The sequence below is a fragment of the Roseibium sp. LAB1 genome, assembly GCF_054658235.1.
Genome location: NZ_BAAGIB010000002.1, coordinates 414,254 through 427,989, shown reverse-complemented (window position 1 = coordinate 427,989; position 13,736 = coordinate 414,254). Strand labels below are relative to the sequence as shown.

Here is a 13,736-nt window from a genome sequence, read left to right as displayed (position 1 = left end):
GGGGGCGCTAGAGCCGCGCGAGGCCGGACCATAATTTGTGCATATCAACAATTTCATTGTGCTGTAAATTAAGAAAAGATTCATGTTAATCTTAAACGGGTTTTAACCATTTGCGACGTAAACGGTACTGTGTATGGCTGATGGAAATGGGTTCCTGATGGCCATTGGTTAAGTCGTTCAAGGATTGCCGAAATGGCGAGAGCCGCTACAGCCGTAACTGAAGTTGAATCCTCTGGGGTGGAGAGGAGGAAGCAGGCTGACCATGCAGCTCATCAGGGTGGGTCTATGAATTTGCCATTTATGGTGGCGAAAAATCTCCTGTTCTGGGGGACGATTTCGCTCAGCCTCTACGGTCTTTACGCGGTGGTTGCTGCCATCTAGGCAGCGCGTGCGTATACCGATTGTGATCGAAAGAACCGCGTCAAGTTCGCGGTCGTGTCACATCATCTGCAATCACATATACAACCTTTCATTGCAATTGAGCCGTCAGCTTGAGCTGTCGGCGATCGCCTGGACGGTTGCGTTTTTAGCGATCGGCGTCCAGCCTGCCGCTGCCGAAGTGGTGCGCCGGGCGGAATGTCTCTGGCAAAGGAACGGCAGGGTCACGGCCTGTCATCTCCGCCACCAGGGCATCCGCAATCAGATGGGCAATGCCGAAGGAAATCTTGAAGCCGCCGGTTGCCGCAAAGGCGGTCTCGAAGCCCGGTAGCTTTCCTGCCAGCGGGTCTCGCCTGTGATTGCGCGGCCGGATGCCGGCCCAGTCCGAAAGTACCCGCCGCCCCTTCAATTGCGGACAAAAGGCAGTGGCGCGTTCCAGCAGCTCGGCTGAACGGGTGGGCGAGGGCGTAGCGTCTTCGAACTCCCGATCGGATGTGCTGCCGATGGCCACGGTGCCATCGTCATGCGGAACGACATAAAGACCGTCGCAATAGATCGCTGGTCGGTCTTCCAAACCCTTGCCTTCCAGCACCAGGGCCTGGCCTTTCTCGCCCCGCCCGATCCGCTCGCCGGTCAGCGTCTCGATCAGGTCGAAAGCTGCAAACCCTCCCGAAACGACGAATTGCCGTGTCCGGATGGGGGCTTGCCCGCCGGCAAGCAGGACGGAGCGTGATGCATCGTCGTAACCGACCACCTCAACGCCTTCCCGCAGGCTGCCGTGCTGGCGGACAAAGCCGGCAAGGCTCGCCAGATAGGCCCGGGGCGAGATCCGCGCGGCAAGGGTTTCATAGACAATGCCGAAGGGGGCGGATTTTGCGTCCAGCCAGTCCGACCGGCTTCCGGCAGGCTCGACCACATAGGAAAAGCCGGTTTCTTCAGGCCGCCAGCGCAGCTTGCTTTCTTCCGCCCGTTCCAGGTGGTGCTCCAGCTTGTCCGATGTCGTCAGCGGCAGAATGCGTCCGCAACGATGATAGCCGCAGGCAAGGCCTGTTTGGCTCTCCAACTGTCGGATGCGGTCCTCCAGGCAGAGCAGTGCCTGGAACTGGAATTCCTTCTTGGGGTTCCAGCGTGCCGGCATGTGCGGCATCAACGCCCCCAGCACACCACCACTGGAGCCGGCGCCGACGTGGCTTTTCTCCAGAACCTCCACCTTCAGCCCGGCTTCGATGGCTGCCTGCGCGATTGCCAGGCCGAAAATTCCGGCACCGGCAATGGCGACATCGAAAGTTTCGGCGTCGGTTGCTGCCATGAGGCGGGGTCCTTTGAGATTGATTGATCCTGCCGGCTCTCTTATGAGAACGCGTTGCAAATGGCAAAGGCTGATGGGTGCTACCCGAAGGAAACCTCAAGATCATGTCCATCAAGGCACCGGATCTGGAATGGCTGCAGGGCGACGCGCCCCGGGCCGAAGGCTTCAACGACACGTATTTTTCCAAGGCCGGCGGTCTGGCCGAAACACGCCATGTGTTTCTGCAGGGCAACGGCTTGCCCGGGCGGTTCGACGGCTGCGAGCGGTTCACCATTGCCGAATTCGGTTTTGGAACCGGCCTCAATTTCCTCACCACCCTCGCGGCTTGGCAGGAATGGCCCAACCGGCCGGATCTGACCTTCGTGACGTTCGAACTGTTTCCGATGACAGTGGAGCAACTGACCCGCGCCCTCAATGCGTTTCCGGAACTGGGACCACTGGCAGATGATCTGCTGAAGGTCTGGTCGCCGGGGCCGGGCTGGAACAGCCTCATGATCGCCGGAGCCAACCTGCGGATCGGCATCGGTGATGCGCGGGAGTTGATCGGCCAGCTCAGCACCGGTTTGAAGGACGAGACCGGTAATGAGCCGGTCATTCCACCGGTTGATGCGTGGTATCTCGACGGGTTCAGCCCTGCGCGCAATCCGGAACTCTGGGACGCCGAACTTCTGAAGGCGGCAGCAGGTCTGACAGTTTCCGGAGGAACTCTGTCGACCTATTCAGCCGCAGGCTGGGTCCGCCGCAATCTTCAGGCCGCCGGCTTCGAAATCGAAAAGGCAGAAGGATTTGCCGGCAAGCGCGAAATGGTGAAAGGGCGAAAGCCCTGATGCGGGCGCGCGCTCGCCGTCACGCTGCAGCCGTTGCCAGCAACCAAAGGCGGAACTTCTGCATTGCGCTTGTCTCTTCCCGGGATTTCAGCCATGTCAGCCAGTAGCTTCCCGTCAGCACGCTTGTCTCGAACGGCTGCGCAATGGCACCGGACGCCAGTTGCCGGCTGAACATCGCAGTCGGTACAAGCGCCACACCTGCACCTTGCGTGACGGCTTCAACCATGGCCAGCGAACTGTCGAACATCCAGCCGCGTGCCCGCGGTGGCGGCAACTGTGCGGCCTGGAACCACATCGCCCATTCATCCATTCTGTAGGATCTCAGCAGGGGTTCATGCAAAAGGTCCTGCGGCACTGACAACCTGTTCGCCGCTTCGGATGAGCAGATCGGCGACAGTGGGGCATCCATCAGCTTTTCCGCATTTGTGGCATGCCAGGCACCGTCGCCGAAGCGCAGGAAACAGTCGAGGCCATCCGCAAGAATATCCGCACGGTTGTTGTTGGTTTTCAGTCGCAGGTCAATCTGCGGATGGGCCCTGGCAAAGCTGGAGAGGCGCGGCAACAGCCAGCCGGTCGCGAAGGTCGCAACGGCGCCGACAGTCAGCACCTCTCGGTAGTTGCCGTCCTCGAACCGGCTGAGCGCATCGCTCATCCGCCTGAAGGCATCAGTCAGTACAGGTAGCAGCGCCAGTCCTTCGTCCGTCAGGGCAACACCGCGCGGAAGGCGCTCGAACAGCGATACCTGCAACACGTCCTCCAGCGCCTTTACCTGGTGGCTGACGGCAGTCTGCGACACCCGCAGTTCCAGGCCGGCGCGTGTAAAGCTGCAGAGCCGGGCAGAGGCTTCAAAGGCTCTCAAGGCATTGAGCGGAAGTTTTGAGACGTCCATCCGGATCCAACTATGACCAAGTTCTACTCATGTCTAACCTCAGTATTCATCATTTGCGTTATATCTGAGGCGGCGGCACTGTCGCGATGTCCCGAAGACGAATGGTGCGGGGGGCAACACACCACACCGGGTCGGGCAGTTTGTATTCATCATTGGAGTTGAAGATGAAACTCTGGACACGCCGTAACGCGTTGACGCTTTCGCTTGCCCTTTTTGCCGGGTTTCCGGCGATTTCCGGATTGGCACACGCCGCCGGGTTCGATCCCGCACCACTTGAGAAAATCGTCACGGGGGCGGAGAGCCACCTGTCGGCTCGGATCGGCGTCGCGGTGCTGGATACGGAAACAGGCAAGATCTGGACCCACAGGGCAGAGGAGCGGTTTCCGCTCAACAGCACCTTCAAGGCGTTCCTGTGCGCCGCGCTTCTGGAAAAGGGCGAGCAGGGTGAGGTTCAGCTGGAACGTCGCGTGAAGATCCGGTCGGAAGACCTTGTCTCCTATTCGCCGGTCACCGAGAAAAAGGTCGGCTCAGGTGGCATGACGTATCTGGAACTGTGCGACGCGGCCGTTGCGATCAGCGATAATGCCGCCGCCAATCTGGTGCTGGAAGCGGTTGGCGGACCGGAAGGACTGACCGATTACCTGCGCGGAATTGGCGACACCATCACCCGGCTGGACCGGGCGGAACCGGGTCTCAACGAGGGTAGGCCCGGCGATCCCCGCGACACCACCACTCCGGCCGCTGCCGTCGCCACCTTGCAGAAGCTGGTTCTGGGCGATGCCCTGTCGCCCACCGCCAGGGCTCAGCTAACGGGCTGGCTGCTGGACAACAAGGTTGGCAATGCAACCCTGCGTGCCGGATTGCCGGAAGAATGGCCGGTGGCCGACAAGACCGGGGCAGGAGGGAATGGCTCACGCAACAACATCGGCGTCATCTGGCCGGATGGCCGGGAGCCGGTCGTGATCGCGGTCTATATCACACAGACTGATGCCTCCTTCGACGATCGCAACAAGGCGATTGCCGATATCGGCACCGCACTTGCCGAAAGTCTCATCGATTGAGTGCGCCTGTCCGGGTGGATGTCCAAGTCCACCCGGACACCCTCGCGTCTGGAAATGTCCAGCCTGTTGCCGACGGAGACGACCTTGCCCGTATCAAGATCATTACTTGCCCTGCTGCTTGCCGTTGCCGCGACAATGGCCTTGTCATCCCATGCGGCTGCTGAGGAGACGCGGGAACAAAAGCGAGCCAGACGCTGCGCCTATTACCAGGACATTGTCCGGGTGGCGTTTGAAAACGTCAGCCGCTCGCAAATGCGCCCCGGCTTCGTCGCCGAGCATGATGCCTTCATTGCGGGTGGTTGCTTCGCCGGGAAAGCCGTCTGCCCGAAAACACCGGCCGAATTCGCCTTTGCCGACATCCTGACGATGATGACCGTCAGCGCGAATATGGGCAGTACCTTCACACCGTTCAGGTGCCCGGCCGGCGGATCAGAGTGAAAGGAACTGGAATGACCTGTAGCCCGGTATTCGGTTTTCCGGAGGGACCGGCCCCGGTAGGGCCGGCCCGGGCAACCGGCGGAGGTTATGTCGCCAGTTACCTTGTTGCGACCGGGGATGCCGGCTTCTGCCACTTTTAAGCACAGCGACCGAGCGCGGCGCACCAGTGGGCAAACGGGATCCGCGTGACGGATCCGGGCGAACGACTGGAGGTGAGCAGGCTTCTGAACGCATTTGTCTTATTGGTTCACCAGCCGCTCCCAGTCGACATCCCGGCGTGGCTTGTGTGGTCTGATGTTTCCACGCCTATGGGGCAAACGCATCGCAATCAGAAAGGATGCGCTTCCCCCCTAAAGGTATGGCGCAAGCAACACGTGTCAAACGCGCAGCCGAAAAAAATCGGCCGGCGCAGCGTGACAGCCTTGGTGTTTCCTTGGGTTCAGCGCATTTCCGGAATGGGTGTCAGGGCCTTGCCGGTCTTGAACCAGCTTGTCAGGTTGTCAACTACGAGCTGCCCCATGGCATTGCGGGTCGCTTGCGAGGCAGAACCGACATGCGGCAGCACCGTCACCCTTGGCAGTTTCAGAAGGGTGTCAGGCACATGCGGCTCGTTCTCGAAGACGTCAAGACCGGCGCCGTAGATCGTGCCGTTTTCAAGGGCGGCTATCAGCGCTGCCTCATCGATGACCGTACCCCGACCGATATTGATGACGATGCCATCCGGCCCGAGCGCTTCCAGAACCTCGGCGTTGACGGCATGCAGGGTTTCCGCTCCGCCCGGTGCCACGACCATCAACGTGTCGCAGGCAGCCGCCAGCTCCTTCGGTGTTGCGTGGTAGGGATAGGAAACCCCGTCCTGTTTGCTGCGGCCATGGTAGTGGATTGTCATGCCGAAGGCTTCGGCACGCTTGGCAATCGCCTTGCCGATCCGCCCCAGGCCGAAAATGCCGAGTGTTCGGCCCTGCATGGTCGCTCCCGTCAGCTTGTAGGGGCCCTTGCTTTCCCAATTGCCCTGCCGCAGCCATTGTTCGGCCTGGCCGAATTCGCGGACCGTCATGATCATCAGTCCAAGCGCCGTATCGGCAACTTCTTCCGTCAGCACGTCGGGCGTATGGGTCACCATCACATTCGCCGCCAGGCAATCGTCCGTTTTGACGTGGTCGTAGCCGACCCCGAAGCTGGAAACGATTTCCGCATTCGGGATTTTTGCAAGCAACTTGGCGTTCACCGGCCCGAAAGCCATGGCTACGCCGCGAATTTTCTCTCCGATTTCGGCAAGCAACGCCTCCGGATTATCGGCCTCATACAGCCGGTGCACCGTAAAGGCGGCATCCAGCTGCTCCTGAACGATCGGCAGCATCGGGCGGGGCATCAGAATATCGATGGAGGTCATGGCAGGTCCGGTGGGGTGATGAAGAAAGGTGGGGTGACCTTAAGGACTTCGGCAGAGCGAGAAAAGAGCCAAAAGGGCGGAGGCGGTACGCTGATGATTTGTCGTTTCGACGTGCCAATTCAAACGGCAATGGATCGGCCAACGCAAACCATCTTCATTTCAGACGAGGAAGTCTCCGCTTGAGCACCAATCCACATTCCCCCCATTGCCCCCGGGCGTCATTTCCCCTAAAAGACGCCGCAGAATTCCTGAGAATCCCATCAGATTTTGAAAGCGGAGAAGCGGAGCCCCATGGCGCGCCAGTTCATCTATCACATGCATGGCCTGTCCAAGGCCTACAATGACAAGAAGGTCCTCGACAACATCCATCTCTCGTTCTACCCGGACGCCAAGATCGGTATCCTGGGTCCGAACGGTGCCGGTAAGTCGACCCTTCTCAAGATCATGGCCGGTATCGACAAGGAATACACCGGCGAGGCCTGGGCGGCCGAGGGGGCGAAGGTCGGTTACTTGCCGCAGGAACCGCAGCTCGACAACACCAAGACCGTGATGGAAAACGTCATGGAAGGTGTGGCCCACAAGCAAGCCAAGCTCGACCGCTACAACGAGTTGATGATGGACTACTCGGATGAAACCGCCGAGGAAGCCGCTTCGTTGCAGGACGAAATCGACGCACAGGATCTGTGGAACCTGGAAAGCCAGGTGGAAATGGCGATGGAGGCCCTGCGGTGCCCGCCGTCAGACGCCGCCGTCGACAATCTCTCAGGTGGTGAGCGCCGCCGCGTCGCGCTCTGCAAGCTGCTGCTGTCCGAGCCGGACCTGCTGCTGCTGGATGAGCCGACCAACCACCTGGACGCCGAAACGGTCCATTGGCTGGAGCGTCACCTGCGCGAGTTCAAGGGCTCCGTCCTGATCATCACCCACGACCGCTACTTCCTCGACAATGTCACGGGCTGGATCCTCGAGCTCGACCGCGGTCAGGGCATTCCTTACGAAGGCAACTACTCGGTCTATCTGGAAAAGAAGACCAAGCGTATGGAGCAGGAAGGCCGCGAGAACATGGCCCGTTCCAAGGCGATTTCCCGCGAGCGCGAGTGGATGGGCATGAGCCCGAAAGGCCGTCAGACCAAATCGAAAGCCCGTATCCGGGCCTTTGAAGACCTTTTGACCGCCCAGGAAGAGCGTCAGCCGTCCATCGAGCAGATCCTCATTCCGGTTGGCGAGCGTCTCGGCGCAAACGTCATCGAGGTCGATGGTGTTTCCAAGGGCTTTGAAGACCGTCTGCTGATCGACAACCTGTCGTTCAAGCTGCCGCGCGGTGGCATTGTCGGTGTCATCGGCCCGAACGGCGCCGGCAAGACGACGCTGTTCAAGATGCTGACCGGCCAGGAAACGCCGGACAAGGGCAAGGTCGTTGTCGGTGACAGTGTACACCTTGGCTATGTCGACCAGTCCCGCGATGCGCTCAACCCGAACAACACGGTCTGGGAAGAGATCTCTGGCGGCGCCGAAGTCATCTATCTCGATGACAAGGAAATCAACTCCCGCGCCTATTGCTCGTCCTTCAACTTCAAGGGTGCAGCCCAGCAGGCGAAGGTCGGCGATCTTTCCGGTGGTCAGCGCAACCGCGTGCATCTGGCCAAGGTGCTGAAGAAGGGCGCCAACGTGCTGCTGCTCGATGAGCCGACCAACGACCTCGACACCGAGACGCTGGCAGCTCTGGAAGACGCGTTGGAAAACTACGCCGGCTGCGCCGTTATCATCAGCCACGATCGTATGTTCCTCGACCGTCTGGCCACGCACATGCTCGCCTTTGAAGGCGACAGCCATGTGGAATGGTTTGAAGGCAACTTCGAAGACTACGAAAAGGACAAGGTCCGCCGCCTTGGCGCACATGCCGCCGACCCGCGCCGGATCAAGTACAAGCCGCTCACACGCTGAGCGAACGGCCTGGAAACTGAGACAGGGGGCTTGCCCCCTGTTTCCCGAATGTGCCGGTCCCGGCAACGGGCCGGCATCTTTTTTGCGCGGTGGTGCAAACCAGTCACCGGGCGATTAATGTCCAGCGGGCGGCACAAGGCATGTTCCACAGAACCATCGTCTGTCTGTTTGCGGCTTTTGCCGTCGCCGTTCTTGCCTCGTTTCTGGCCACGATCGGCTGGCCGCTCGATCTTCTGGCTCATTTTCAGGCCCAATACGTTCTGGTCGGCCTGTTGTTTGCCACCGGATTTGCGATCTTCCGGAACTGGAACAGGGCAGCGATGGCCGTCTGCCTGTCGTTGGTTGCTCTCGTGCGCATGGATGTCTTCGACGATGGGCGCTTTGCTGCAACCTCCGGTACGGTGGAACCGGCAACAAGCGTCGTCACGGCTAATCTCTTCGGCAGCGCGGCAGCGCTCGACGATCTCGTCGAGGAAAACAGGGCGCGTGGCTTCGATCTCATGATCCTCACGGAGCTGCCGGTGCCTGCCGACGACAGGCTGCTTGACCGGTTTAAAGGCATGCTTCATGTGGCCGGAGTGCCCGGTCAGGCGCTATTCGGACGTCCCGCCGCAGTTATCCTGTCGCGCACTGCGCCGCGCAGCGTCGAACTGATTCCTGTGGGCCGGAACCCAAACGCGATCACGAAAGCAGTCTACTGCGGTGGGCAGGCAGAGCCCTGCCTGAGTGTCTTTGCGGTCCACACACTGCCACCGTTGACACCGCACTTCTATCTCGCCCAGGCAGACATTCTTCAAAGGCTTGCGACCGAAGTGTCGCAAACGCCGGGACCGGTTCTGGTCGCCGGCGACATGAACGCAACCTCCTGGGCACCGCTGCTGGCAGGGTTTCAGGAAACGGCGCGGATGCGCAAGGCGGTCTGCGGCAGCCGTTGGACCCCGACATGGCTTGCCCCTGTTCCGGGCATCGGCCTTGAGCTCGACCATTTTTTCGTTGGGAACGGGCTCGCGGTGAAAAACTGCGAACCTGGCGACTTCAATGGCTCCGATCATTGGCCGGTCTTTGCAGAATTCGCTCTCGCGGAGCAAGAGCCGTCCGACTGATCTTCCGAGGCAGGCCGGTGTTCGACGGATCGAAGCGCCATGGACACGAGGCTCTGCAATCCGCATAAGAGAAGTGTCTTCAGAACGTCAGGGTCTCCATCCTGAAGAGCCGGGTTCAAGTCAAACCAATGCTTCAAGTCGCTTCGGACATAAAGACAAGTCTCCTGCGCACAGACCCGGGCGGCTTGCGGCTGATACGCGGCTTTCACCTGATGCTGACCGTGCTCGGAGCGGTCTTCCTGGCAAATGTCGTGGCAAGCGTCGTACCGGGTCAGTCGGCCTTTACACTGGCCGTTCTGGCAGCGGCCACTGGCGGGCATTGCCTGTTGTTCACGCCGGTCTCCACCCGAAGGGCCGAGATCGTCGGTATCCTGAAGCTTGGAGGGTTCCTGACGCTCCTGTTTGCAGTTGGGGCCGTTGCCGCTGAGGTAGCGGGAAAAAGTGCCTCAACCGTTCTGCAGGGCCTCTGGATCGCCGCGATCATGCTGGGCTTTGCCATGCAGGGGCTCGGTCCTTTCTGGCAGCGTGCGGGACGAAGCATGGCGATTTGCTGGCTGTTCGTGATCCTCGGTAACCTCGCAGGATCACCGGGTGTCTGGCTGCCGGCCATGGCGGTGCTTGGAATGGTGACAGCGCTCGCGGTCCGAACCGGGCCCTGGCGGCCCTCGACATACCGAACCTACCTGAGGGTGGAGGCTGCCAACCGTCAGGCGATGGCGACCTATCTGAGGCAACTGTCGGGCCGGACTGCCCGATCCGCCGGGGGCGCGGCCGTCCGATTGAGGGACTTGGCAAAGCTGCGCATGGAACTGCAGGCATGCGCCGATTTGCTCAGGCCGGAAGGCGAGTTGCAGGGCATGTCGCCGGAAGCGGCCATCATGGTGGAACTGGCTCTGGAGGTCGTGGGCGATGCGCGCGCCCAGCTGTCTCGGGACGCGCGCAATCGTCTGGCGCAAGATGCCGGCTTTCGCCGCACGGTCGACCGACTTGTCCATCGCCTTGAAACCGGTGAGGGCGTTACGAAGGCGGGCGATACGGGGGAGCGCGATGGCCGGGACGGCGCGCCTGCCGCGAGCTGGCTGCAGGCCGGTTCGGAGGAGGCGGCAAATGACCGGTTTCAGGAATTGCGCATCGCCCAGGCCTTCAAGCGTCTGTGGATACTGGCTGCAAGGGACAAGCCGGTTCACCTGAGCCTTGATGCGGATGTAAACGGACCCACGGACGCCTGGTGGCGTCAACTTTCCTGGCGCCTGTCGTTTCAGGCAGGTGTCGCAGCCGGGATCGGCTTTTCCCTGGGGCTCGCGTTCAATCTCAATCACGCCTATTGGGTCACGCTCACCATCATCATCGTGCTTTCGAACAGCCTCGGGGCGACGCTGCTTCGAACCGCACAGCGGATCGGCGGGACTGCGGGCGGCGTCGTTCTGGCCATGCTGGTCGATCCGGCACTGGCGGAGTTTCCATCCGTCAGGCTCGTGCTCGTTGTCATTGCCATACCCGGGGTCATCGTATTCCTCGACCGCAATTACGCCATCGCCTCCGGCATCATCAGTTTTCTGGTGGTCATGGGGCTGCAGACCCTGGAAGGCTTGCCAATCGGCGAACTCTGGTCGCGTCTCTACGACACGATGATCGGCGCGGGCGTCGGTCTTGCTGCGGCATGGTTGCTGTTTCCCAACCGCACCGGTGCAAGCTTTTCTGGGCTGGCGTCCGATTATCTCAATGCCTGCCGGGACTGTCTGGAGAACGAAGGTGGCCGGGCGGAGACGGACCTTCAGGACCTTGCCCGACTTCGAATGGCGGCAAGCACGCTGATCGCCACTGCCAGGTCCTATCGGATCGAGCAGGCGCCGTGGTCGTCATTCACGCGCTCCGCCAGCGACCTCAATGTGCTGGTGATCGTGCTGGCCCAATACGTGGTGCTTTATCGGGAGGCCCGTTCGGACGTCATGCGGGAAATGGCGGAAAGTCCGGCCAGGTCCGGAATAGACGCCTTTGTTGCCCGCATGGACAAGCGCCTGGAAGACGAGTTTTCGGCTGTCCTTGAGGGACGCCCGAGGCAGACCGTTCCAGGCCTGGAGGACGACTGGACGGCAGCGATTCCAGAGGGAGCAACAGGCAATCTTGCGCTTGAGACGGGTTGGGTCGCGATGCTCTATCACGCCCGAAAGGTCGTGAGATGCCTGGACGGATTGCGCAAGGAGAAGTTCCTCTCCAGCCCTGCCTGAAAATTGCCGTGTCCGGCTCAAGTTCGGGGTGTGGCAGATCCATCCGCCGCGTTTATGAAAACATCAAGGAGTTTCGTTGGTCAGGGAAGCGTCTGCGCCCTAGCATCGCCGCTCGACCGCGACAGGAGACCTTCATGACAGACCAGCTCGAGCTTCTCGCCGATGACCTTCGAATAACGCCGGCATTCAGGATCGCCGGCAAGGTAGAGAGCGTCTTCCGGACAAGTTCTGCGGAAGACTTCAGAACCTCCGGGACAGACCCCCTGGAGCTGACGTTCGGAGGCATTTCGGGAGACCGGCACGGCGGCCACACCCGCAAGTCCGGCGGCCGCGAACCCTGGTATCCGCGCGGCACCGAGATGTGCAACGAGCGCCAGATTTCCATCCTGTCCACCGAGGAACTTGCCGAGATCGCATCGCGCATGGAGATTGCGGTGCTGAAGGCCGAATGGATCGGCGGCAACGTCCTTGTCTCCGGGATACCGAGGCTGTCCCTCGTTCCGCCGCGCACACGGCTGGTCTTCGAGGGTGGCGTGGTTATTCGTGTGGACGGTGACAACAAACCCTGCCGTTTTGCAGGCGAGGCGATTGCCGAACACTTTCCGGACCGGGACGGGCTGGACCTGCTTTTTCCGCAAAAGGCAAAGCGCCTCAGAGGACTCGTCGGCTACGTGGAAATTCCTGGAACAGTCGCGGCAGGCGAGACAGTCACCGCCCATGTTCCCGAACAATGGATTTACACGAAAAGCTAGATCTTCAGAGCACTCGAAAGATTGCCCTTCCAAGTCCGTCCACCTCATCCTTTTAGACGGGCCTATCAGCCCTCCTCAGGGACGAGGGCGTTTCAGGGGTAAGCCGAGGCGCGGACAGCACGAGTCTTGGCCCCTTTGCAGATATCAGGAGAATACATGCTTCCGATCCATCACATGATCGACCAGGCACCACAGCCCGTTGCCCCGTTTTCCCATGCCGTCGAAATTGACGGCTGGGTGTTCGTAACCGGCCAGATGCCAACCTTGCCGGACGACCCGGAGGCCCCGCTACCGGACGGCATCGAGGCGCAGACCATACGGGTGATGGAGAACCTGAAGCTCGTCCTGGGCGGTCTTGGGCTCGGACTTGAAAACACGACCTTTATCCGTGTCTATCTGACCGAGTTCAAACGGGATTATCAGGCGATGAACGATACATACCGGACGTTTTTCGAGCCCGGCAAATTGCCGGGCCGCACTTGCGTCGGTGTTTCGGGCCTTGCCGTCGATGCGTTGGTCGAAATCGACCTGATCGCCCGGCGGCCCTGATATCTGAAACGGATATCAAATACCTGACCTTGAAGCCTATTGGCTGTCCTGTGTGGTGTGGTTGGCGGCCGACCACACATTGTCGCCGTCCAGATGGCAACCAAGCCCCGTGGCGGCAAGGTTCTGCCCCACCTGATACTCGCCGTCATAAACAGGGCAGGAGCAGGTGGTCAGGCCGTCTTCACCCTTGGTGCAGGGGGCGGTCATGCAGCCGGCGTATTTGTCCTTCGAACAGGAGGTCGAGTTGAAATGGTGATCCTTCACGAACTCGAAGCTGAACGTTGAGATGTAGTGGACGTCGGGAAGGTTCGGGAAAAGGGTTGGCAGCTTGTTGTCTTCGATTGTTCCCAGAAGCCCGCAGACCGGCGCCGTTGCGCAACCGGCATCGGTCATGTTGCTGTCGATGCACTGCTGCAGGTTTTTCATGTTGAGACAGCCGCCATTTTCCTCGCAGAAGGTCTGGGTGTCCTCGCGGGCCTGCTTGTTCAGGATGGATTCGATCAAGACGTAATTATATTCGGTCGGTCCGGTTCCCACTTCATCAATGGCATAACAGGTGCAACTGGCGTTGTCCGGCAGGTCAGGATCAAGGACACATGGCAACGACGGCACGCCTTGACCAACACGGCGCGGTGTCGGTTTGTCCGGCCCGGAATAATAGCAGAGAGCGTAAGGGTTGCCGGTACAGGCCAGGAAGTCTTCCGGGTTTTGAAAACTGTCAGAGCGTGGCGGCTCCTGGGCCGCGGCGGCGGAAGCCAGCATGAATGTGCCGATCAAGGCAAACAGGGCCGGATACCAGCGTTTCATCTCTTTCCTCCAAATTAGAAGTTGCTTGATTCTGGTATGCAACTTAAACGGAAGTACAGGG

Annotated in this window: 12 protein-coding genes; 8 read left to right on the top strand and 4 right to left on the bottom strand. The window is 60.4% G+C overall.

All coding sequences use genetic code 11. The features are described from left to right. Window positions 1–526: 526 nt before the first annotated feature. A complete protein-coding gene (locus tag ACYQ54_RS11940) occupies window positions 527–1,687 on the bottom strand; it encodes an NAD(P)/FAD-dependent oxidoreductase (protein ID WP_460082474.1) in 1,161 nt (386 codons plus the stop codon). A gap of 104 nt (window positions 1,688–1,791) precedes the next feature. Here ACYQ54_RS11940 and mnmD point away from each other — a divergent pair, with 104 nt between their 5' ends. Beyond that, window positions 1,792–2,514 (top strand): tRNA (5-methylaminomethyl-2-thiouridine)(34)-methyltransferase MnmD, encoded by a 723-nt coding sequence (gene mnmD, locus ACYQ54_RS11935; RefSeq protein ID WP_460082472.1) that lies wholly within the window; start codon window positions 1,792–1,794, stop codon window positions 2,512–2,514. A gap of 19 nt (window positions 2,515–2,533) precedes the next feature. Here mnmD and ACYQ54_RS11930 read toward each other — a convergent pair whose 3' ends face one another. Next, the gene (locus ACYQ54_RS11930; protein WP_460082470.1) at window positions 2,534–3,403 is read right to left on the bottom strand and encodes a LysR family transcriptional regulator; all 870 of its coding nucleotides are present in this window, start codon (window positions 3,401–3,403) and stop codon (window positions 2,534–2,536) included. A 164-nt stretch (window positions 3,404–3,567) separates the two neighbouring features. On the opposite strand from ACYQ54_RS11930, the gene bla reads away from it, so the two are divergent. Together bla and ACYQ54_RS11920 are read left to right on the top strand one after the other, a co-directional pair. Continuing rightward, window positions 3,568–4,464 carry a class A beta-lactamase gene (gene bla / locus ACYQ54_RS11925; protein ID WP_460082467.1) on the top strand — a complete coding sequence of 299 codons (897 nt, stop codon included), beginning with the start codon at window positions 3,568–3,570 and terminating at the stop codon, window positions 4,462–4,464. Window positions 4,465–4,482: 18 nt separating this feature from the next. Then, window positions 4,483–4,902, top strand: a complete 420-nt coding sequence (locus ACYQ54_RS11920; RefSeq protein WP_460082465.1) for a hypothetical protein — start codon at window positions 4,483–4,485, stop codon at window positions 4,900–4,902. A gap of 439 nt (window positions 4,903–5,341) precedes the next feature. Here the strand turns inward: ACYQ54_RS11920 and ACYQ54_RS11915 are convergent, their stop codons facing one another. Further along, window positions 5,342–6,295 (bottom strand): 2-hydroxyacid dehydrogenase, encoded by a 954-nt coding sequence (locus ACYQ54_RS11915; protein WP_460082462.1) that lies wholly within the window; start codon window positions 6,293–6,295, stop codon window positions 5,342–5,344. Between the two features lie 291 nt (window positions 6,296–6,586). Here ACYQ54_RS11915 and ettA point away from each other — a divergent pair, with 291 nt between their 5' ends. The 5 genes from ettA to ACYQ54_RS11890 all read left to right on the top strand — a co-directional run bounded on the left by ettA (window position 6,587) and on the right by ACYQ54_RS11890 (window position 12,868). Further along, entirely contained in the window at window positions 6,587–8,236 is a 1,650-nt protein-coding gene (gene ettA / locus ACYQ54_RS11910) for an energy-dependent translational throttle protein EttA (RefSeq protein ID WP_460082460.1), read from the top strand. A gap of 140 nt (window positions 8,237–8,376) precedes the next feature. Beyond that, complete coding sequence (locus ACYQ54_RS11905) at window positions 8,377–9,339, top strand: endonuclease/exonuclease/phosphatase family protein (RefSeq protein ID WP_460082458.1); 963 nt, start codon at window positions 8,377–8,379, stop codon at window positions 9,337–9,339. 128 nt (window positions 9,340–9,467) lie between these two features. Then, window positions 9,468–11,567, top strand: coding sequence for an FUSC family protein (locus ACYQ54_RS11900; protein WP_460082456.1), 2,100 nt, complete (start codon window positions 9,468–9,470; stop codon window positions 11,565–11,567). Between the two features lie 134 nt (window positions 11,568–11,701). Then, window positions 11,702–12,319, top strand: coding sequence for an MOSC domain-containing protein (locus ACYQ54_RS11895; protein WP_460082454.1), 618 nt, complete (start codon window positions 11,702–11,704; stop codon window positions 12,317–12,319). A gap of 156 nt (window positions 12,320–12,475) precedes the next feature. Beyond that, the gene (locus tag ACYQ54_RS11890; RefSeq protein WP_460082452.1) at window positions 12,476–12,868 is read left to right on the top strand and encodes a RidA family protein; all 393 of its coding nucleotides are present in this window, start codon (window positions 12,476–12,478) and stop codon (window positions 12,866–12,868) included. A gap of 36 nt (window positions 12,869–12,904) precedes the next feature. Here the strand turns inward: ACYQ54_RS11890 and ACYQ54_RS11885 are convergent, their stop codons facing one another. Then, window positions 12,905–13,675: a hypothetical protein gene (locus tag ACYQ54_RS11885; protein WP_460082450.1), complete on the bottom strand. Its 771-nt coding sequence runs from the start codon at window positions 13,673–13,675 to the stop codon at window positions 12,905–12,907. Between the last annotated feature and the right edge of the window lie 61 nt (window positions 13,676–13,736).